This window comes from Zongyangia sp. (assembly GCF_965361945.1).
Genome location: NZ_CBDTOK010000172.1, coordinates 1 through 19,673, shown reverse-complemented (window position 1 = coordinate 19,673; position 19,673 = coordinate 1). Strand labels below are relative to the sequence as shown.

20 protein-coding genes are annotated in these 19,673 nt (G+C 48.0%); 17 read left to right on the top strand and 3 right to left on the bottom strand.

The annotated features are described in order from the left end of the window. Positions 1–87 precede the first annotated feature (87 nt). Positions 88–699: a manganese efflux pump gene (locus tag ACZ25G_RS10430; RefSeq protein WP_463682407.1), complete on the top strand. Its 612-nt coding sequence runs from the start codon at positions 88–90 to the stop codon at positions 697–699. 59 nt (positions 700–758) lie between these two features. Here the strand turns inward: ACZ25G_RS10430 and ACZ25G_RS10425 are convergent, their stop codons facing one another. After that, on the bottom strand, positions 759–1,352 hold the full coding sequence (locus tag ACZ25G_RS10425; protein WP_191510528.1) for a DUF1836 domain-containing protein: 594 nt from the start codon (positions 1,350–1,352) through the stop codon (positions 759–761). 154 nt (positions 1,353–1,506) lie between these two features. Here ACZ25G_RS10425 and trhA point away from each other — a divergent pair, with 154 nt between their 5' ends. After that, entirely contained in the window at positions 1,507–2,157 is a 651-nt protein-coding gene (gene trhA / locus ACZ25G_RS10420) for a PAQR family membrane homeostasis protein TrhA (RefSeq protein WP_463682406.1), read from the top strand. A 63-nt stretch (positions 2,158–2,220) separates the two neighbouring features. Here the strand turns inward: trhA and ACZ25G_RS10415 are convergent, their stop codons facing one another. Together ACZ25G_RS10415 and ACZ25G_RS10410 are read right to left on the bottom strand one after the other, a co-directional pair. Then, positions 2,221–2,955, bottom strand: coding sequence for a YdcF family protein (locus ACZ25G_RS10415; RefSeq protein WP_463682405.1), 735 nt, complete (start codon positions 2,953–2,955; stop codon positions 2,221–2,223). A gap of 49 nt (positions 2,956–3,004) precedes the next feature. Next, complete coding sequence (locus ACZ25G_RS10410; RefSeq protein ID WP_463682404.1) at positions 3,005–3,340, bottom strand: hypothetical protein; 336 nt, start codon at positions 3,338–3,340, stop codon at positions 3,005–3,007. A gap of 266 nt (positions 3,341–3,606) precedes the next feature. Between ACZ25G_RS10410 and ACZ25G_RS10405 the strand changes: the two genes are divergently transcribed. The 15 genes from ACZ25G_RS10405 to ACZ25G_RS10335 all read left to right on the top strand — a co-directional run. Further along, the gene (locus ACZ25G_RS10405) at positions 3,607–4,083 is read left to right on the top strand and encodes a TspO/MBR family protein (protein WP_191510532.1); all 477 of its coding nucleotides are present in this window, start codon (positions 3,607–3,609) and stop codon (positions 4,081–4,083) included. Positions 4,084–4,686: 603 nt separating this feature from the next. Beyond that, entirely contained in the window at positions 4,687–5,187 is a 501-nt protein-coding gene (gene purE, locus ACZ25G_RS10400) for a 5-(carboxyamino)imidazole ribonucleotide mutase (protein WP_191481750.1), read from the top strand. A gap of 48 nt (positions 5,188–5,235) precedes the next feature. Then, positions 5,236–5,946, top strand: coding sequence for a phosphoribosylaminoimidazolesuccinocarboxamide synthase (gene purC, locus ACZ25G_RS10395; RefSeq protein ID WP_191481751.1), 711 nt, complete (start codon positions 5,236–5,238; stop codon positions 5,944–5,946). A gap of 16 nt (positions 5,947–5,962) precedes the next feature. After that, the gene (gene purF, locus ACZ25G_RS10390) at positions 5,963–7,405 is read left to right on the top strand and encodes an amidophosphoribosyltransferase (RefSeq protein WP_463682410.1); all 1,443 of its coding nucleotides are present in this window, start codon (positions 5,963–5,965) and stop codon (positions 7,403–7,405) included. A gap of 27 nt (positions 7,406–7,432) precedes the next feature. Continuing rightward, positions 7,433–8,464 (top strand): phosphoribosylformylglycinamidine cyclo-ligase, encoded by a 1,032-nt coding sequence (gene purM, locus ACZ25G_RS10385; protein WP_463682403.1) that lies wholly within the window; start codon positions 7,433–7,435, stop codon positions 8,462–8,464. Between the two features lie 74 nt (positions 8,465–8,538). Continuing rightward, positions 8,539–9,165, top strand: coding sequence for a phosphoribosylglycinamide formyltransferase (gene purN, locus ACZ25G_RS10380; RefSeq protein WP_463682402.1), 627 nt, complete (start codon positions 8,539–8,541; stop codon positions 9,163–9,165). Next, positions 9,162–10,709, top strand: coding sequence for a bifunctional phosphoribosylaminoimidazolecarboxamide formyltransferase/IMP cyclohydrolase (gene purH / locus ACZ25G_RS10375; protein ID WP_463682401.1), 1,548 nt, complete (start codon positions 9,162–9,164; stop codon positions 10,707–10,709). The genes purN and purH overlap by 4 nt, the downstream gene beginning before the upstream one ends. A 111-nt stretch (positions 10,710–10,820) precedes the next feature. Further along, positions 10,821–12,089, top strand: a complete 1,269-nt coding sequence (purD, locus tag ACZ25G_RS10370) for a phosphoribosylamine--glycine ligase (protein WP_463682409.1) — start codon at positions 10,821–10,823, stop codon at positions 12,087–12,089. Positions 12,090–12,142: 53 nt separating this feature from the next. Beyond that, the gene (locus ACZ25G_RS10365) at positions 12,143–12,640 is read left to right on the top strand and encodes a flavodoxin family protein (protein ID WP_342680296.1); all 498 of its coding nucleotides are present in this window, start codon (positions 12,143–12,145) and stop codon (positions 12,638–12,640) included. After that, positions 12,640–13,113: a pyridoxamine 5'-phosphate oxidase family protein gene (locus tag ACZ25G_RS10360; protein WP_463682400.1), complete on the top strand. Its 474-nt coding sequence runs from the start codon at positions 12,640–12,642 to the stop codon at positions 13,111–13,113. Before ACZ25G_RS10365 ends, ACZ25G_RS10360 begins: the two co-directional genes overlap by 1 nt. A gap of 122 nt (positions 13,114–13,235) precedes the next feature. Further along, positions 13,236–14,840 carry a peptidoglycan D,D-transpeptidase FtsI family protein gene (locus ACZ25G_RS10355; RefSeq protein WP_463682399.1) on the top strand — a complete coding sequence of 535 codons (1,605 nt, stop codon included), beginning with the start codon at positions 13,236–13,238 and terminating at the stop codon, positions 14,838–14,840. A 127-nt stretch (positions 14,841–14,967) separates the two neighbouring features. Next, positions 14,968–15,843 (top strand): DegV family protein, encoded by an 876-nt coding sequence (locus ACZ25G_RS10350; protein WP_463682398.1) that lies wholly within the window; start codon positions 14,968–14,970, stop codon positions 15,841–15,843. Between the two features lie 227 nt (positions 15,844–16,070). Beyond that, positions 16,071–17,849, top strand: coding sequence for an ABC-F family ATP-binding cassette domain-containing protein (locus tag ACZ25G_RS10345; protein WP_463682397.1), 1,779 nt, complete (start codon positions 16,071–16,073; stop codon positions 17,847–17,849). A gap of 183 nt (positions 17,850–18,032) precedes the next feature. Beyond that, positions 18,033–19,292 (top strand): glycosyltransferase family 2 protein, encoded by a 1,260-nt coding sequence (locus tag ACZ25G_RS10340; RefSeq protein ID WP_463682396.1) that lies wholly within the window; start codon positions 18,033–18,035, stop codon positions 19,290–19,292. 183 nt (positions 19,293–19,475) lie between these two features. Next, positions 19,476–19,673: DEAD/DEAH box helicase (locus ACZ25G_RS10335; protein ID WP_463682408.1), on the top strand; the 198-nt coding region annotated here is incomplete at its 3' end.

Here is a 19,673-nt window from a genome sequence, read left to right as displayed (position 1 = left end):
GCACACAAATGCGATCGAGGAATAAAATGATACAGCGGCAATTTTGCCGGCCGCCGCTGCGGAAAGGGTGTGTTTTCCTTGGTTCCCATGCTTCTTCTGGTTCTGGCGCTTTCCATTGACGCGTTGATTGCGAGCTTGGCCTATGGCGCCAACAATATCCACATTGCCCTGGCGCCTGCCGCTGTCATCAGCGGGGTGGGGACAGCCTGCTTGGGACTTTCTCTATTGGCCGGCGGGATTATCCGACAGGCAGTCCCTCCCGCCGTCTGCTCCGGCATTAGCTTTGGGCTGCTGTTTCTTGTAGGGGTTGTCACCCTCTTTGAAGGATTATTCAAAAACTATCTGCGCCGCCGTCGGGGCGCCAAGCAGGTGAGCTTTGAAATGCAGGGCATCCGGTTTGTATTGGATGTCTTCCTGGATGAGACAAAGGCCGATTCCGATGATTCCAAGGATCTAAGCGTCCGGGAATCCCTCTATCTGGCGACGGCGCTGTCGGTGGATTCCCTGGCCAGCGGGTTGGGCAGCGGGCTGAGTGATATCCCCATTTTTCTGACCATCGCCATCTACGCTGTGATCCAGTTCATTGTTGTGTTGGCGGGCTTTCATCTGGGAAAGAGATTGCGTGGAAAAACGACGCCTGACCTTTCTCCTCTGAGCGGTATCTTGCTGATGATCGTCGCCTTTACCCGGCTTTTCTGAGCTATTGCCGTATAGAAAAAACGCCCCGTGGCAAGATACAATTGCCGCGGGGCGAGAGGCTACTTGTCTTTGTTTTTCTTTCCCTGGTCATCCTCGAAATAGACGTCGATGATCCTCTCGGCCGCAATGCGCAGAAGGTTGGACATACTGCACAGGGAAAGGACAATTTCATAGAGGTCACACCGGTTTTCCACCGCGTTTTTTTCTACGGTGGCGTCAAAGGCCTGGATCAGTTGAACACGTTGTTCCTTCTTGGACGCGAGAAACCGCTCGTAGAGTTTGGGCAGCGTCTCCTTTTCGGATAATCCCTGCTGACGCAATTCTTCCTCCACACCCTGGGTGAGACGTTGGATATCAGCGATGGAAAGGGTCTGCTTCAGATTATAGATGAAAAGCATCTGCAAAATATGCTCTTTGCTGTATTTTTTGCCCTTGATTGGCTGAAGGATGCCCGCCTTGCTGTAGTTATTGATCATGGTTTTGGTCAGCAGCTTATCTTCCTCCCGCCGTTTGTTTCCACTGAGCTTTTCCTCAAAGACGGTGATGACCTGGTCCATATATAAATCTAGATTGGGAATATCATCGGGTTGGACGTCTGTGGTTTCAATAGACTTTGCCAGGATCTCCTTGACGGTTTGGCTGGTAATCTCCATGTTCCTTCTCCTTCACTTGATACCTTCCTCCTTATTATATGTTAATATGGTGTAAATTTCAATAAAAAGCACTTGATTTTATCGGATAATATAGTATCATGTAACCATAAATATAGTTTTAAAAACTATATATTGAAATGGAGGTGTCTTTATTATGTCGTATTGGAATTTAAACGCGCGGGATCCCATTAGCAGCATGACCCACTTCTGGGGCGCTGTGATATCCTTGGCGGGAACGCTGATTCTGGCCATCCAGCTGCTCAGCGGGGGAGCAGGTGAAAAAAAGACGGTATCGGTCATGATATTTGGCACCTCTTTGGTAGCGCTGTACGCATGCAGCAGCCTCTATCATTTTGTCAAAACCACTCCGGCCCGTACCCTCCGGCTTCGGAAATTGGATCATGCCATGATTTACGTCCTGATCGCCGGCACCTATACGCCAATCCTCCTCAACTATCTCCAGGGGGAAAAAGCCCTGTGGATGACAGCGCTCATCTGGATCATCGGGCTGGCGGGAGTGACGCTGATGCTTTTGTGGTTTTCTATGCCGCGCTGGTTGTCCACCCTGTTTTATCTGGCAATGGGATGGTTTTTGGTCTATGACCTGGACGCCCTTCGGTCCATGGAACCTGGTGCTATCGCGCTGCTGGTGATCGGTGGAATCTTTTACACAATAGGCGGAATCATCTATGCGCTAAAAAAGCCAAACATATTGCAGCATCTAGGGTTCCACGAGATTTTCCATATTTTTGTCCTATTGGGCAGTGCTTTCCACTTTCTTGCCATCTCCCTTTATGTAATATGATTTCCTCAAACAAAGAGGGACGGAGCCTTGGGCCCCGTCCCTCTTTGTCTATGGTGAGATACTTTAAAACAGATACATTTCTACAATTCCGAAAACTTCCCGCAGCCAGTAGCAGGGGGCCAGCGCCCAAGGAGGCTGAGAAGGAAGAGCGGTGGGAGTCAAACCATTTTGTCTGGCCCGCTCCATAGCCCGGAACATGTGAAAATCGTCGGTGACAATGATGACATCTTCACTGAGACCTTCGGATCGGATCAGCTGGGAGCTAAAAAGGAGATTTTCCTCAGTGTCGGTAGAATCTTCTTCTTTCAGGATGCGGTCTGGTGAGATTCCATGGGAGATAAGATATTCTGCCATAACATAGGCCTCGGTATAATCCTCATTTTCCCCCTGGCCTCCGGATACAATACAACGGGCCTGAGGATGGGCCTGCAGGTAGGCGACTGCCTTATCCAGCCGCCCAGCCAACATTTGGGAGGGAGAATCGCCTTGAATCAGGCATCCAAGAACGATAACGGTGTTGTCTCCCTCCTGAGGAGGGGTGAAGTAGGCGGCTTTGGCCATAACGGTGAAAAATCCAGTCAGGCAGAGGATACCAGCCAAGCAAACACCGCAGCCTATAGAAAAAAGCCGTTTGCCCCAAAGTTTTGGCGTTTGACGATACCAATTCCACAGGGGATGCCAGAAGATGCCGATGGAGATGAAAAAAAGCCCTGCCGCCAACAGCAGGAGCGCACCGAGATTAAAGATATGATAAAAACAGATGGGAATCAGAGAAAAAAGAAGACAAAATATTCCCATCAGGAAAAGAAAAAGGGGGATGATCTTTTTTTTCATAATAGCTCCTTTGCTAATGGAGAAGCATTTGGAGGAAGAACCAGCACAGCGCACAGTCTAAAGCGATGGCGAAAAAGACATAAAGGACTTTTTGCCACAGATTGGCCAGTTTTCCCTTGAGGATGACAATGGCAAGCAGGCAAAGGACGAGAGCGCCTGCAAAAAATAGGTAGGTGATATCGTTGGCGCTGACACCGGGAATCACAGAATCAGCTGGTGCAGGGCCAAAGCCCGGCTCAATTAAATAGGAAAAGAGGGGATAATACAAAGCAAAGAGCACAGGAGGGATCCAGGCGGGCAGGGATAAAATGAGGATGTCTTTGCTGTGTGACTGTTTTGAAATCTTCATTTTTGCCTGCCTTTCCCAATTGCCAAGTCAATCATGTTTTTCCTAATTTTTGTTTGTCGTTTGAAACTTCACATTCGTCATAAGGTTATATTCATTATAGCAAGTAGCGGAGAAAAAGACAATTTGCCAAAGCGCTGAAACTTTCTTTTAAAAACTGACAGATCTATGCTGTATCTTCTGGTATAGAGTGGAGAGAGAAAGCATATCTTTTTTGTATTCGGTAACAATATAGAAAGTCAACTTATAGAGAGAAAGGAATCCTGATGATGGCAAAACGATTTCGGTGGGGGATTTTTTTATTATTGATTTTGATTACCTTAGGCGGAGGTACAGCCATCGGTATGCTGACCGATCCGGCAGCGGCCTATGGCGAGTTTATCCAGCCGCCCCTGTCCCCGCCTAACTGGGTCTTCCCGGTGGTATGGAGCGTTTTGTACCTTCTCATGGCTCTTGCGGCCACCTTGGTGGTAGGCAGCAACGCATCAGGGGAAGCAAAACGGAATGCTCTGCTATGGTATGGGGTGAATCTTCTCCTCAACTTTTCCTGGACGCCTGTATTTTTTGGCCTTAAGCAGCCTCTGGCGGCTTTTGTCGTCCTGCTGTTGCTTATCATGGTGACCGTGATCGTTCTGGTCTCCTTCTATAAAATCAGACCGGCAGCCGGATATCTGCTCATCCCATATTTGGCGTGGCTGATATTCGCCGGATATCTCAATTTTGGTATTTATCTACTCAACCGTTAAAAGAAGCCCTAGGTTCCGACCTGGGGCTTCTTTTGTATAGAAAACAGTATGACATAAAGCGAGCAAGAAAATCAAAACGGGAGTGAGCTGTTATAAACACTATGGCCAGAAAGAGGTACTCAGCTAGTGGTAGATGAAGAAAGGCAGAGACGTCTATCATATTACGAAATCATGAGAAAGACACAAATCGTGGAGGTAGTTCATTTATCGATCGATAGTGAATTAATTTTGCAGGAATAAAATAGAAAGCATGCAAAGATAAAGGCATTTGGACTGAAAAGTAAAGAATATGTAAAAATTGACCGATTGCTTCTGCTATCGGGGAAGAATTCCCATTCATTTTTGACAATTGCTTTTCCGGCTGTCATCGTTTATGATTAGAAGTATATTGAATATGAGCGGGGTATTGTGATGGTACTAACAGCAATTTTCAATAGAATATTTGCGAGTGGTGTGGGCAGGATGTATCAAATGGCGGAAATGCACCTGATTCCCTCGGGACCCCGTGTGCCAATGAGCGGAAAACTGTAATCATAAGGGCTACGTGCAACCTCTGCACGTAGCCTTTTTACGTGAAAATCAATGAAGTAAGGAGATTGTGTGATGGCAAAAAAAGTTGCACTTATTATGGGAAGTGACAGCGATTTCCCGGTTCTAAAAGGTTGCGTAACAAAGCTGAAAAGCTTTGGTGTAGAAGTGGAGGTCCACGTAATGAGCGCCCACCGCACGCCGGAGTTGGCCTGTTCCTTTGCAGCGAAGGCGCGGGATAATGGCTTTGGTGTTATCATCGCGGCGGCTGGCAAAGCAGCCCATCTGGCTGGAGTATTGGCAGCACATACAACACTGCCAGTCATCGGAATCCCGGTCAAGTCCTCTACCCTGGATGGATTGGACGCTCTTTTGGCTACAGTGCAGATGCCTTCTGGTATCCCAGTAGCTACTGTGGCTATTGACGGCGCGGAAAATGCTGCTATTTTGGCTCTGCAGATGTTAGGCATTGAGGACGAAAAGATTGCGGATCAGCTTTCTGCTATGAAAAAAGATATGGTGGAAAAGGTGATAGAGAAGGATAAAAAACTCCAGGCACAGCTTGGTGAGCTATGATTGAGAACCACAAAACAACGGTTAATAATTGAACGGGAGGATATCAAGATGAAAAAAATGGAACAGCTTTATGAGGGTAAGGCAAAAAAGGTATTCGCCACCGACGATCCCAATCTGGTAATTGTAGATTACAAGGACGATGCAACTGCGTTTAACGGCCAGAAAAAAGGAACTATCCACGACAAGGGGATTATCAACAACCGGGTAACCAATCATCTGATGAAGATGCTGGAAACCAAGGGGATTCCCACCCATTTTGTGGAGGAGATTTCTGACCGGGAAACCGTTGTCAAAAGGGTGAAAATTATCCCCTTGGAGGTCATTGTCCGGAATATTGCTGCCGGTTCCCTTTCCAAGCGGCTGGGAATCCCGGAGGGGAAAAAGTTGGCCAAGACTGTTCTGGAGTATAGCTACAAGGATGATGAGCTGGGTGATCCGATGATCAATGATTATCACGTGTTCGCCATGGAACTGGCCACTCCGGAGGAGCTGAAGCTTATCGCTGATTACTCTTTTAAGATCAATGAGATCCTTTCTGATTATCTGAAAGATCTCAACATTGAGCTGATTGACTTCAAGCTGGAATTCGGCAAGACCAATGACGGCACCATTGTACTGGCCGATGAAATTTCTCCTGATACCTGCCGTTTCTGGGATAGCGTTACCGGTGAGAAGCTGGATAAAGACCGTTTCCGCAGAGATTTGGGTAATGTGGAAGGAGCTTATCAGGAGATTATGAAACGCCTATTGGGTGAATAATCTGAGAAATTGGAACATGGGAGGAACCTCTGTGCTTAATAAACTCAATGAAGAATGCGGTGTATTTGGCATCTACGACAGGGACAACCACGATGTTGCATCACTGACTTATATTGCCCTGTATGCTTTGCAACACCGTGGGCAGGAAAGCTGTGGAATTGCTGTCAATGATGACGGTATTATTACTGCCCACAAGGATGTAGGACTGGTACCAGAAGTTTTCAATAAAGACGTTCTTTCCAAACTGGGCAAGGGACAGATGGCAGTGGGACATGTGCGTTATTCTACCATGGGTAACGCCAGTCGCAGCAATGCCCAGCCGCTGTATATCCGCCATATTAAGGGACCTATGGCCCTGGCCCACAATGGCAGCTTGGTCAACGCCAGGCAGCTGCGGGAGGAACTAGAACTGGAAGGCGCTATCTTCCACAGCACCAATGATAGCGAGGTTATCGCTTATACGATTACAAAAGAGCGGCTCAGCTGCGGATCCATCGAAGAGGCCGTGGAGCGGGCGATGAAGCGCATCAAAGGCGCTTACAGTCTGGTCATTATGTCCCCGACCAAGTTGATCGCAGCCCGCGATCCCAATGGGTTCCGTCCGCTTTGTATCGGCAAACTGGATAATTCTACCATATTCGCTTCTGAAAGCTGTGCGTTGGATAGCCTGGGCGCAAAATTTATCCGGGATATTGAACCGGGTGAAATCGTGGTGGTGGATAAGGACGGAGAGCGTAGCATCAAGACCCACTGTGGCCATAAGTGTAATATGTGCGTATTTGAGTATGTTTATATTGCCCGTCCTGATTCTGTCATTGAGGGAAGCAGTGTTCATGAAGCGCGGCAGCGGGCTGGATCTTACCTTGCCCTGCGTCATCCAGTGCAGGCGGATGTTGTCATCGGTGTGCCTGATTCAGGCTTGGATGCCGCCTTGGGATTTGCCAAGCAGTCCGGTATCCCCTATGGCGTAGGATTTATCAAGAACCGTTATGTGGGCAGAACCTTTATCCAACCCACCCAGACGCAGCGGGAGAACGCAGTGCGGATTAAACTGAATGCTTTGGAGGCTACCGTCCGGGGAAAACGGGTAGTGTTGGTGGATGATTCCATCGTCCGCGGTACTACCAGCGCGCGGATTGTCGATCTGCTGAAAGAAGCGGGCGCTACGGAAGTGCATATGCGGGTATCTTCCCCGCCGTTCCGTCATCCCTGTTATTTTGGTGTGGACGTGGACAGCCGTGACAAGCTCTTGGCATGTAAGATGGATGAAGAACAGATGGCAAAACATATTGGAGTTGACAGTTTAGGATTCCTGACGGTGGAAGACGTCCAGAAGATTGCCGGAATCCCCGACAGTGAATTCTGTGTGGGATGCTTTACCGGAAACTATCCCATCGAGGTTCCTTCGGAAATGCCCAAGGATAAATTTGAGACAAAGCTGAGTGAAAAGAAAAAATAAAAAGGCAAACAGGGGAGTTGGTCGATAATGAATAGCTACAGCGACAGCTATAAGGCGGCCGGTGTTGACGTAACAGCCGGATACAAAGCAGTAGAACTGATGAAGGAACATGTAGCCAAAACCATGACCTCTGGCGTACTTTCGGGCTTGGGAGGCTTTGGTGGACTTTTCGAGCTGGATCTTTCCGAGACAAAACACCCGGTGTTGGTAGCGGGAACTGATGGTGTTGGCACCAAGCTGAAAATCGCATTTTTGCTGGATAAACATGATACTGTAGGAATTGATTGCGTGGCCATGTGCGTCAACGACATTGTATGTTCTGGTGCTAAGCCACAGATTTTCCTTGACTATGTGGCTGTGGGCAAAAATGTGCCAGAACGGGTGGCACAGATTGTCTCTGGCGTGGCGGGGGGCTGTGTCCAAGCAGGATGCGCTCTGATCGGCGGAGAAACGGCGGAGATGCCGGGCTTCTATCCCGAAGATGAATACGACCTAGCTGGATTTGCGGTAGGTGTTGTAGACAAAGAAAAGATTTTGGATCAAAACACGATGGAAGAGGGGGATGTCATCGTCGCCCTGGCCTCCAGCGGTGTGCACTCCAACGGCTTTTCTTTGGTGCGCAAGGTATTCAATGTAGAGAAAAATGATCTTACCATGTACAGTGACGAGCTGGGCATGACCCTGGGAGAGGCGTTGCTGACTCCCACCAAAATCTATGTCAAGCCTGTGCTCAAGCTGATGGAATCTGTATCTGTCCGCGCTATCGCTCATATTACCGGCGGTGGGTTCTACGAGAATATTCCCCGTTGCCTAAAGCCGGGAATGATGGCGTCAATTGACAGTGCCAGCCTGCGCATCCTTCCCATCTTCAAGATGATCCAGACGGTGGGGCAGATTCCAATGCGCGACATGTACAACACCTTTAATATGGGTGTAGGTATGTGTGTCATCGTACCGAAAGATCAGGCTGACAAAGCAGTAGAAATCCTTACTTCCTGTGGAGAGACGGCTTATATTATTGGCCAGGTCAAAGCAGGCGAGGGAATTGAAATCAAATAGAGGAATTTTGGCCGCTTGACTATTCTTGGGAAGCGGCCATCTTCTCCAATAGAATGGGAAGGAAGAGACAGCGGATGCAGAAAATCGCCGTATTGGTCTCGGGGGGCGGAACCAATTTACAGGCTATCTTGGATGCGCAGGATTCTGGTATCATCCGAGATGGAAGAGTGGCGCTGGTCCTCTCTAGCAGCCCGAAGGCTTACGCGTTGGAGCGGGCGCGAAACCACGGGATTGAGACCGCAGTAGTTTCAAGAAAAGAATATCCTGACCCTGTGGACTACGGAAGAAAGGTGATCGAGATCCTGGACGCCCATGAAATTGATCTTGTGGTGTTGGCCGGATTTTTGTCGATCCTATCGAAAGAAGTGACTGACGCCTATCGGGATAGAATTATCAACGTTCATCCTGCCCTGATTCCCTCCTTTTGTGGGGATGGTTACTATGGCTTGCGGGTACATCAGGCGGCGCTGGATTATGGAGTCAAGGTGACGGGAGCAACCGTCCACTTTGTCAATGAGGTCACAGATGGGGGAAAGATTATTCTACAGAAGGCGGTAGAGGTCAAGGATGGGGATACACCGGAAACCTTGCAGCGCCGGGTAATGGAAGAAGCGGAATGGGAACTGCTCCCCAAGGCAGTGCAAATGCTTTGCCAGCAGTTTGAACAGGGAAAAAATAAGGAGAAAGGATGTTTGCAATGAAGAAGAGAGCGATTCTCAGTGTTTCTGATAAGACTGGAATTGTAGAATTTGCCAAGGAGCTGGAAGCCCTGGGCTATGAAGTGGTTTCCACCGGCGGCACAGCAAAAGTGCTGCGGGAGAATGGGGTTCAGGTGACAGGTGTATCCGACATCACCGGTTTTCCCGAGTGCCTGGATGGCCGTGTAAAAACCCTGCATCCATTGGTGCATGCTGGCATTTTGGCCATGCGCTCCAATCCAGAGCACATGCGCCAGGTAGAAGAATTAGGGGTTACCCTCATTGACGTAGTCGCCATCAATCTTTATCCCTTCAAGCAGACAATCCTGAAACCAGGCGTACAGCTGGAAGAGGCCATTGAAAACATCGACATCGGCGGCCCCACCATGATCCGTGCAGCCGCAAAGAATTGGCAGGATGTGGCCGTTGTGGTAGATCCGGCGGATTACAAGACGGTAATCGATGGTCTTAAAGCTGGAGGCATCTCCAAAGAGACCAAGTTTGAGTTGGCATATAAGGTGTTTGAGCACACTGCCTCCTATGACGCCATGATCTGCAATTATCTGCGTGGCCAGCTGGGCAAGGATAACCTTCCCGATACCCTGACCATGACCTTTGAGAAGGTACAGCAGATGCGCTATGGCGAGAATCCTCATCAGAAGGCTGCTTTCTACAAAGAGATTGGCAACCGCGACAATGTGCTTTCCTCTGCCAAACAGCTCCATGGAAAAGAGCTTTCTTATAACAATATTAACGACGCTAACGGTGCGCTGGATGTCATCAAGGAGTTTGGCTATGATGTGCCCTGTGCGGTAGGGGTCAAGCATGCAAATCCCTGCGGTGTTGGCTTGGGCAGCACCATTCTGGAGGCTTATCAAAAGGCCTATGAGGCAGATCCAGTTTCCATCTTCGGCGGTATTGTCGCCCTCAACCGGGAGGTAGACGAGGCCACCGCTACAGAACTGGCGAAGATTTTCCTGGAGATCATCATTGCTCCCTCCTTCTCCAAAGAAGCCCTGGAAATCCTGACCAAGAAAAAGAATATCCGGCTTTTGGAGCTTGAGGGGCTTGCAAAACCCAATACTCCCGACATGATGGACATGAAGAAGGTCGCTGGCGGTCTTTTGGTTCAGGAAATCGATACCCAGCTGTATATTCCTGAGAACTTGAAGGTGGTTACCGACCGCGCTCCCACAGAAGAAGAGATGAAAGATCTGCTCTTCGGGTGGAGAGTTGTCAAACATACCAAGTCCAACGCCATTGTCTTGGCCAAAGGAGATCAGACTGTCGGTGTAGGACCGGGGCAGACCAACCGGATTACTGCTTTGGAACTGGCCATTAAATACGGCGGGGACAAGGTCAAGGGTTCTGTGATGGCGTCTGACGCCTTCTTCCCCTTCTCTGACTGTGTGGAAGCTGCTGAAAAGGCCGGTATTACCGCTATTATTCAGCCGGGTGGTTCCATCCGCGACCAGGAGAGCATTGACGCCTGCAACAAGGCGGGAATCGCCATGGTCTTTACAGGAATGCGCCATTTTAAACACTAAAATTTTCCTGGAGAATAAATTTTAATGGGCCGCTCTTCCAGAAAGGCGGCAAAAGTGGCAGAGGAAGCAGGCCAGCAGGCATTTTCCACTGCCGCAGAAATGGAGGTTGCGATGAAAGTTCTAATCGTGGGCTCAGGCGGTCGTGAGCATGCCATTGCGCTGAAACTGAAACAGTCTCCCAAGGTAACGGAGCTATACTGTTGTCCCTCCAATGCAGGGATCAATCAGATTGCCACCCCGGTACCGGTAAAGGCCACCGATATTAACGGAGTTGTCAAATTTGCCAAGGCCAACCACATGGACATGGTGGTAGTGGCTCCTGATGATCCGTTGGTGCTTGGCATGGTAGACGCCCTCAATCAGGAGGGAATTAAGACCTTTGGCCCTAGGGGTGAAGCGGCTCTCATTGAGGGCAGCAAGGTATTTTCTAAAAACCTGATGAAGAAGTATCATATTCCTACGGCGGCTTATGAGGTGTTTTACGACGCCAAAAGCGCCATTGATTATATCAAGGAGAGAAACGAGTTTCCCGTTGTCATCAAGGCCGATGGACTGGCTCTGGGCAAGGGCGTGATTATTGCCGAAGATCTGACCCAGGCTATGGATGGCGTCCATTCCATTATGGAGGACAAAATCTTCGGGGAATCGGGCAATCAGGTGGTAGTTGAGGAATATCTTACCGGACCAGAGGTGTCGGTTTTGGCATTTACCGATTCTAAGACAATGGTGCCGATGGTTTCTTCTATGGATCACAAGCGTATTGGGGACGGGGATACCGGCCCGAATACGGGAGGAATGGGGACCATTGCTCCCAATCCTTACTACACCCCTGAAATGGCCAAGCGGTGTATGGAGGAGATCTTCCTTCCCACCATGGCGGCAATGAACAAGGAGGGGCGGCCATTCAAGGGATGCCTCTACTTCGGCCTTATGCTGACCCCCAAGGGCCCCTATGTCATTGAATATAACTGCCGGTTTGGAGATCCAGAAACCCAGGTCGTTCTCCCCTTGCTGAAAACGGACCTGTACGAAATTTTTGACGCCATTTACGAGGAACGTCTCAGCGAAATCGATGTCCAGTGGGAAGACAAAGCCTCCGCTTGCGTCATCATGGCTTCTGGAGGCTACCCCAAAAAGTATGAGACCGGTAAAGAGATCTCTGGTTTGGAAGATGTGGCAGCCATGAAGGATATTACGGTTTACCACGCCGGCACGGCGCTAAAGGACGGAAAAATCGTCACAGCCGGCGGTCGGGTGCTGGGTGTTACTGCGGTAGGGGATGACCTGAAACAGGCGCTTGCCAAGGCCTACGACGCGGTAGGGCACATCCACTTTGACGCTGCCCATTATCGTAAGGATATTGGTACTGTCAAGAGATAGGAAAAACGGATGGAACCGGAAGGTTCCATCCGTTTTTAAGAGGAGGAGCAACTATGAAACTATCTATACTCTATTATAGCAAAACAGGGAGAACCCGTGACACTGCCTTGGCAATCCAGCGGGGAGCTGAGAAAATCGAGGGAATGGAAGCAAAAGCCTTTCCATTGGATGAAATCGATGAAGATTTTTTGAAGGAAAGCAGGGCGGTAGTATTTGGAACACCAACCTATTTGGCCAACACCTGTTGGCAGATCAAAAAATGGTTTGATGAATCCTCAAAATACAAGCTGGAAGGAAAGCTGGGAGCCGCCTATGCTACAGCCGACTATGTCCAGGGCGGTGCCGATACAGCAATTATGAATATAGTGGGTCATATGCTGGTCAAAGGAATGATGGTTTATTCTGGCGGCTCTGCCCTGGGCCAGCCCTATCTGCATCTGGGCGCCGTCATTGTAAAGGATCGTATGGAAACCGGATTATCCCAGGCGGAGATCTTCGGGGAACGGATTGCAAAGAAGGCGGCGGATTTATTTGCAGAGGGAGTAGATTGATGAGAAGAAAAGAGCGAGAAGTGACGGATCTTACACGGATCCGTGAAATCTTAGAAGAATGCGAGGTATGCCACCTGGGCCTTGTGGAGGATGGAAAAGCCTATGTAGTTCCTCTTAATTTTGGCTATACCCTGGAAGATGGAAAGCTGTCTTTATATTTTCACAGCGCGGCTAGTGGAAGAAAGGTCGAGATCCTAAGAAAGAACCCCATGGCGGCTTTTTCGATTGACCGGTCATATCATTTGATTACAGGCCCTCGAGGCTGCGATTATAGCATGACCTATGCCAGTATTATGGGGGAAGGAAGGGTGCAGCTGATTGAAAAGAGGGAAGAAAAGCGGAAGATGCTTTTCAACCTGATGAAAAAATTTCATGGAGAGCACCTGCCTTTGGAAGAAAAACATATTGATGCTGTTTTGATGCTAAAACTGGAGGTGGATTCTTTTACCGCCAAACAGTATGTAACCCAGTGATGCATCAGATATCCCTAAAATAGCGGCGATGGCCGCTATTTTTTTGCACTTTTTTAATATAAAATATTTTCCACAGGAAAGGGCAAAATAAATGTTAGTTTATTTTCAAAGGAGGATCTTTCATGTGGAAAAGAGTAGTGGGAATCCTCTCTGTCATGGTGCTGATCTTCAGTCTCATTTTCTTTCGCGTATTTTCCCTTTCAGTGCAGGATACACTGGCCATGGCGGCTGACAATCAGAGCTCCTATCGAATGGATGTAACCACAGCCCGGGGAATGTTCTACGACACCAACATGGAGCCTTTAGTCAACACAGCGGTAGATCATATTGCTGCGGTCATCCCGACGCCGGAGTCGATTACCGCTCTGACAAGCCTTCTCGGAGGGGAAAAGCGAGATTATGTCGTGGAAAAAAGTGAGGATTACAAGCCGTTTACGGTCAACCTAGGATCGTTGGATATCAACAACGAGAATATTACTTTATTTGACCAACCCAACCGCTATGGCTCCGAACACTTATGTCAACATGTCATCGGTTATCTGGATGCTGAAGGCCACGGCGTAGACGGATTGGAACGAGTATTTGACGATATTTTAAGCGAGAGCACCAAGAGAGTGTCTGTGCGGTATCAGGTGAATGCGCTAGGGCAGGCATTGACAGGCGGTCAGCTAGAGGTCATTGAAGAAGGCAACAACCAAAAGGGAGTAGTTCTCACCATAGACAAGGATATCCAGCGCATTGCAGAGACAGCGGCCCGAAAGGGTATTGAAAAAGGCGCTGTGGTGGTGATGGATACAGCCACTGGGGAGATCAAAGCATTGGTCAGTGTTCCAGATTATGACCCGGAGGATGTGGGGGCCTCTCTCGACAATGAAAAAGGTCCGCTTATCAACCGAACCATGACCCCCTACAATGTTGGTTCAACCTTTAAGCTGCTGGTTTGTGCCGCAGCGCTTGAGCAGGGCATTTCTCCCGATACCACCTATGAATGCCAGGGAGCAATCGATATTCAGGGACAGATTTTCCACTGCCATGATCTGTCTGGACATGGCTACTCTGACATGAACCGGGCGGTGGAAGTTTCCTGTAATCCCTACTTTATCCAATTGGCGCTCCAGGTAGGATATGATGACATCGGTAAAATGGCCGATGCCATTGGTTTCGGCAAGGAGGATATCCTTTACACCGATTATGCATCAGCGGCTGGGCATATGACCACCAAAGAGGAGATACTCAATGATGCTACCCTAGCGAATCTTGGATTTGGTCAGGGTACCCTGATGGCTACACCCATACAGATTGCAAAGCTCATCAGCACCATTGCCAACGGCGGCTATGCAGTGACGCCAAGCCTCATTAAAGGCATTACAGATGATCAGGGGGGGGAGTTGGTAGAGACCATTGACATTCTGGAGCCTACCCCGGTCATGAGCAAGAAAACAGCAGGGATTGTACAAAATTTTATGATCAATGTAATAGACAACGGAAGTGGGAAGAAGGCAAAGCCGAAGCATTGTGTGGCGGGAGGCAAAACGGCATCCGCCCAGACTGGGATGTTTAAAGATGGAGAAGAACTCATCCACGCTTGGTTTTCCGGATTTTGTGATGTGGGTGAACATCGATATGCTATTGTCGTGCTTTGTGAGGAAAAGGAATCTGGTGGGGATTATGCAGCACCTATCTTTAAAGAAATTGTGGATTCTATGGAAATAAACCAAAAAGGATAATCAATTTTGTTATCTTCGCTACAATTCCAGGCTCTTTTCGGAAATAGGCAATTTTGCTTGAATTTATGCGTAAAATATAGTATAATTTTAACATATTGACTATGTTTTATGAAACGAGGTGGGAATAATGCCAGATACAAAAGGGTATCTCATTACAACAGATAACAATGCGGATCTTCCAGACTGGTATATTGAAGAAAATCATTTAGGGGTTACCTATTTTACCTATGCGCTGGATGATATTTCGTACCGTGGTGATGATCCCACAATGGGTATTCACGATTTCTATGACAAAATGCGCAGTGGATCTCTGGCGAAAACCCAACAGATTAATCCAGATCAGGCCATGGATTTCTTCCGCAAATATGTGAAAGAAGGTTATGACCTAGTGCATATTTGCTTCTCTTCCGGACTGAGCGGTACTTTTAACAACATGTGTATCGCCAGAGATGACCTTCTGGAAGAGTTCCCGGACCGCAGAATTGTGGTAGTGGATTCCCTTTGTGCCTCAATGGGCCAGGGGCTTCTGGTTCATAAGGCGCTTCAGCTTCAAAAAGAGGGAAAAAGCCTAGATGAAGTGGTGGCCTGGCTAGAGGAAAACAAGCTTCACCTGTGCCACAATTTTACGGTGGAAGATTTGAAATATCTCCATCGGGGCGGACGAATCTCCAAGACCACCGCAGTTGTGGGAACGGTGTTGGGAATTAAGCCGGTTCTGCATGTAGACAATGCGGGAAAGCTGGTCGCCGAAGGAAAAATTCGAGGCCGTAAGCAGTCTTTGATCGCTTTGGTTGACAATATGGAGAAGAAGCTGGGCAATTATCAAAATGATGTAGTCTTTATTTCCCATGGCGACAGTGAAGAAGACGCCCTCTTTGTTAAAGAACTGGTGAAAAAGAGGTTTGGTATTAATGAGTTTATCCTGGGGAATATTAGCCCCATCATCGGCGCTCATTCAGGGCCTGGAACGGTGGCACTTTTCTTTATGGGAGAAATCAGATAAAAAGGATGGATCAAAAGCGGCTGTTTTTGCAGCCGCTTCCTTTTGTTTTGATGAGGAAAAGAGAGCGCCTTTCAGATGGTATTCCCAAAGTGATTCTGTGTGCCCATTGGTGTCTGGCGGATACAGTATTTTATTGTGTCTAAAATCAAGGGATACCGCGACTTCAATTGACCACAATTTAGGGATGGGATATAATAACCACAGATAAAAAATCGGGAGTAGAAACCATGACAATTCTCACAGCAGAACATATTGAAAAAAGTTATAGCGAAAGGCCCCTTCTCCACGACGTTTCCTTTGGTGTAGAGGAAGGGGAGAAAATCGGCATCATTGGTGTCAACGGCACTGGTAAGTCTACCCTACTAAAGATAATTGCAGGGGTAGAGGAACCCGACCAGGGCTTTGTGACAAAAGCCGGAGGTATCCAGGTGGGGTATCTGCCGCAGAATCCGGAGTTTCCAGAAGGGACGACTGTTTTACAGCAGGTGAAAGCGGGAGCGGCGCTGACGCAGCAGGAATCCCAGGAATATGAATATAAGGCAATTTTAAAGAAGCTAGGCATCGATAATTTCGATGCGCCGATTAACACCCTGTCTGGCGGTCAAAAGAAGAGGGTGGCTATGGCTGCGGCGCTGGCCAGCCAGTCCCAATTGCTGATTTTAGACGAGCCTACCAACCATATTGATAGCAGCATGGTCCAATGGTTGGAAGATTATCTTGCCCGTTACAAGGGAGCCCTGCTTATGGTCACCCATGACAGGTATTTTCTCGATAGGGTGACGACCAGACTGCTGGAAATCGATAGGGGACAGCTCTACCAGTACGAGGGCAATTATGCCCGCTATCTGGAGCTGAAATCCCAGCGAGAAGAAATGGCACAGGCAACGGAGAGAAAAAGACAGAGCCTGTTAAAAAAGGAACTTGCGTGGATACAGCGGGGGGCAAGGGCTCGTGGAACCAAGGCCCAATTCCGGGTGGACCGATTCCATGAACTGAGCCAGCAACAGGTGGATTTGGAGAGGCAGACGATGGAGATGTCATCGGTCAGCAGCCGTCTGGGAAAAAAGATCATTGAGATTTCCGGTATCACCAAGACGATGGGAGGGAGGACTCTCTTCCAAGATTTTTCCTATCAGCTTCTACGGGACGACCGTATCGGCGTCATCGGACCCAATGGGTGTGGAAAATCCACACTGCTCAAGGTGATGGTGGGCCTATTACAGCCGGATAGCGGCCGGGTGGAGATCGGAGAAACGGTCAAGATCGGATATTTCTCACAGGAATGTGAGGAGATGGATCTTTCCCTGCGGGCCATCGATTATATCCGCCAGTTTGGAGAGCGGGTGAAGACGGTGGAAGGGGATCTTTCCGCCAGTCAGATGATGGAGCGCTTTTTATTTGACTCCACATTGCAGTACACAACAATCGGGCGCCTTTCCGGTGGAGAGAGGAGAAGACTATATCTTCTGGGAATCCTGATTACAGCGCCCAATGTTTTGCTGCTGGATGAACCGACCAATGACCTGGATATCCAGACTCTCTCTATACTAGAAGATTATCTGGAAGAATTTCAGGGAGCGGTACTCACCGTATCTCATGACCGATATTTCTTGGATAAGGTGTGCGATCATATTTTCGCCTTTGAAGATGGGAAAATTCAGAGATACTTAGGGGGCTATACCGATTACCAGCAGATACATCAGGAAGCCTTGAAAGCCCGGGAAAAGACCATGGAGAAAGAACCGGGTACAGGGAAAAAGGTCAAGACAGAAAAGCTGAAATTCACCTATAAGGAGCAAAAGGAATACGAAACCATCGATGGGGAGATTGCGGCGTTAGAACAGCAGATCTCTGAAGTGGAGCAGGCGCTGGGAAGGCAGACCAGTGATTTTACCCGGCTACAGGAGCTTTTAGAGCAAAAGGAGAAACTTAATCAAACACTATCGGAAAAAATGGAGCGATGGGTCTATCTGCAGGAGCTGGCGGAGAAGATTTCAGCCCAGTAGAAGGTAAGACGGTATTGATAGAGAAAAAATAGAATATGAAATTCATGTAAAATTAAGACTTCCTTAAGATAAAGTAAGAGAAACTTCATTGTTTTTATCGAAATGATGTCCTATGATGAAAAATAAGGAAACCAAAAGAACCCTCCATAGAAAACTGATGAGGGTGGAGAGGGGACATCTGAAATGCTTGCAGTTATCCGTGGTGTCAACCTGGCACTTTGTATTTTTTTCACTGTTTGTTACTCGTATCAAATCTTATATGCTATTTTGGGTATTTTTCTTCAACCCAAGAAATATCAGGCAAAGAAGGATCACCGTTTTGCCGTAGTAATTCCAGCCCGCAATGAGCGTTCGGTTATACCTGCGTTGATTGCCAGTATCAAGAAACAAAATTATCCTCAAAAGCTGATTGATATCTTTGTCATTGCAGATAACTGTACCGATGACACGGCGCAGGTGGCCCGTCAGTCCGGGGCAAAGGTCTATGAGCGGTTTAACCGCCAGTTGGTAGGTAAGGGCTATGCTCTGGATTACCTTTTTCACCGAATGAAAGATGACGGGCTTTGTGATCAATATGAGGGATTTTTCATCTTTGATGCAGACAATCTTCTGGATGAAAACTATATCCGGGAGATGAACAAGGTATTTGACAATGGATATAAAGTGATTACCAGCTATCGCAACTCCAAAAACTATGACTCTAACTGGATTTCCGCCGGATATTCCCTATGGTTTTTGCGGGAGGCAAAATACCTAAACCATGTGCGGATGCGTCTGCATACCAGTTGCGCAATTTCGGGTACAGGCTTTCTTGTACACCGTGAGATTATCGAAAGAAACAATGGCTGGAAGCACTACCTGCTCACCGAAGATATTGAGTTTACAGTGGACAGTGTGCTGCATGGAGAGAAAATCGGATATTGTGCCAATGCCAAGCTGTTTGACGAGCAGCCCATCTCTTTTCGCCAGTCCTGGAACCAACGGCTGCGTTGGACCAAAGGCAACTACCAGGTCTTTGGCCGGTATGGAAGGAAGCTAGCGGTGGGAGCTTTGGCGAAGAGAAGCTTTTCCTGCTATGATATGATGATGAATGTCTCTCCTGCTATGTTTGTCACCTTTGCCAGTATCCTGTTTAACGGCATTTTCTGTATGGTCGGTATCTTTAATATCAATGTTACCCCCCAAATCATTCCAGCTACCCTGATTTCTATCCTGGGTTCCTGCCTGAACCTTTATCTGATTGCCTTTCTTATGGGAACATTGACCACGCTTACCGAGTGGAAAGAAATTCATGCCCACCCAATAAAGAAAATCCTATATCTTTTCACCTTCCCGATTTTTATGATGACCTACATTCCTATTGCGGTTTGTGCCCTGTTTCAAAAGATTACTTGGAAACCTATTGAGCATACAGTTGTTAAGTCCATCGAGGATTTTCAGTAAGATAATATCCGGAAAACACCCGCTTCATGTTAAGCGGGTGTTTTTTATTTCTACAGGAATTATATCCAAATAGAAGGTTTGTTTTTTGTGTAAAATGTGGTATACTTAATATATTATTTGATAAGTTAGCATCCATACATAGATGTGGAATATTTGGTATAAGAAGGATAGGTAACCATATTGATTAGTTTTGAACAATTGCATTTACTTCCTCCACTGTTGCGGGCGATCAAGGAGGAGGGCTATCAAATCCCCACGCCAATTCAGTCTCAGGCAATTCCTAGTGCCCTGGAAGGGCGGGATATTCTAGGCTGCGCGCAGACCGGGACCGGGAAGACGGCGGCGTTCGCTCTACCTATTTTGCAGAGATTGGAGCATTAC

Coding starts and splice junctions, on each gene's coding strand:
- trhA (WP_463682406.1), top strand. CDS start 1,507: ATGTCGTATTGGAATTTAAACGCGCGGGATCCCATTAGCAGCATGACC.
- ACZ25G_RS10425 (WP_191510528.1), bottom strand. CDS start 1,352: ATGGAGATTACCAGCCAAACCGTCAAGGAGATCCTGGCAAAGTCTATT.
- ACZ25G_RS10360 (WP_463682400.1), top strand. CDS start 12,640: ATGAGAAGAAAAGAGCGAGAAGTGACGGATCTTACACGGATCCGTGAA.
- ACZ25G_RS10340 (WP_463682396.1), top strand. CDS start 18,033: ATGCTTGCAGTTATCCGTGGTGTCAACCTGGCACTTTGTATTTTTTTC.
- ACZ25G_RS10410 (WP_463682404.1), bottom strand. CDS start 3,340: ATGAAGATTTCAAAACAGTCACACAGCAAAGACATCCTCATTTTATCC.
- ACZ25G_RS10355 (WP_463682399.1), top strand. CDS start 13,236: ATGTGGAAAAGAGTAGTGGGAATCCTCTCTGTCATGGTGCTGATCTTC.
- purM (WP_463682403.1), top strand. CDS start 7,433: ATGAATAGCTACAGCGACAGCTATAAGGCGGCCGGTGTTGACGTAACA.
- ACZ25G_RS10430 (WP_463682407.1), top strand. CDS start 88: ATGCTTCTTCTGGTTCTGGCGCTTTCCATTGACGCGTTGATTGCGAGC.
- ACZ25G_RS10405 (WP_191510532.1), top strand. CDS start 3,607: ATGGCAAAACGATTTCGGTGGGGGATTTTTTTATTATTGATTTTGATT.
- purN (WP_463682402.1), top strand. CDS start 8,539: ATGCAGAAAATCGCCGTATTGGTCTCGGGGGGCGGAACCAATTTACAG.
- purD (WP_463682409.1), top strand. CDS start 10,821: ATGAAAGTTCTAATCGTGGGCTCAGGCGGTCGTGAGCATGCCATTGCG.
- purE (WP_191481750.1), top strand. CDS start 4,687: ATGGCAAAAAAAGTTGCACTTATTATGGGAAGTGACAGCGATTTCCCG.
- purH (WP_463682401.1), top strand. CDS start 9,162: ATGAAGAAGAGAGCGATTCTCAGTGTTTCTGATAAGACTGGAATTGTA.
- ACZ25G_RS10350 (WP_463682398.1), top strand. CDS start 14,968: ATGCCAGATACAAAAGGGTATCTCATTACAACAGATAACAATGCGGAT.
- purF (WP_463682410.1), top strand. CDS start 5,963: ATGGGAGGAACCTCTGTGCTTAATAAACTCAATGAAGAATGCGGTGTA.
- ACZ25G_RS10415 (WP_463682405.1), bottom strand. CDS start 2,955: ATGGGAATATTTTGTCTTCTTTTTTCTCTGATTCCCATCTGTTTTTAT.
- purC (WP_191481751.1), top strand. CDS start 5,236: ATGAAAAAAATGGAACAGCTTTATGAGGGTAAGGCAAAAAAGGTATTC.
- ACZ25G_RS10365 (WP_342680296.1), top strand. CDS start 12,143: ATGAAACTATCTATACTCTATTATAGCAAAACAGGGAGAACCCGTGAC.
- ACZ25G_RS10345 (WP_463682397.1), top strand. CDS start 16,071: ATGACAATTCTCACAGCAGAACATATTGAAAAAAGTTATAGCGAAAGG.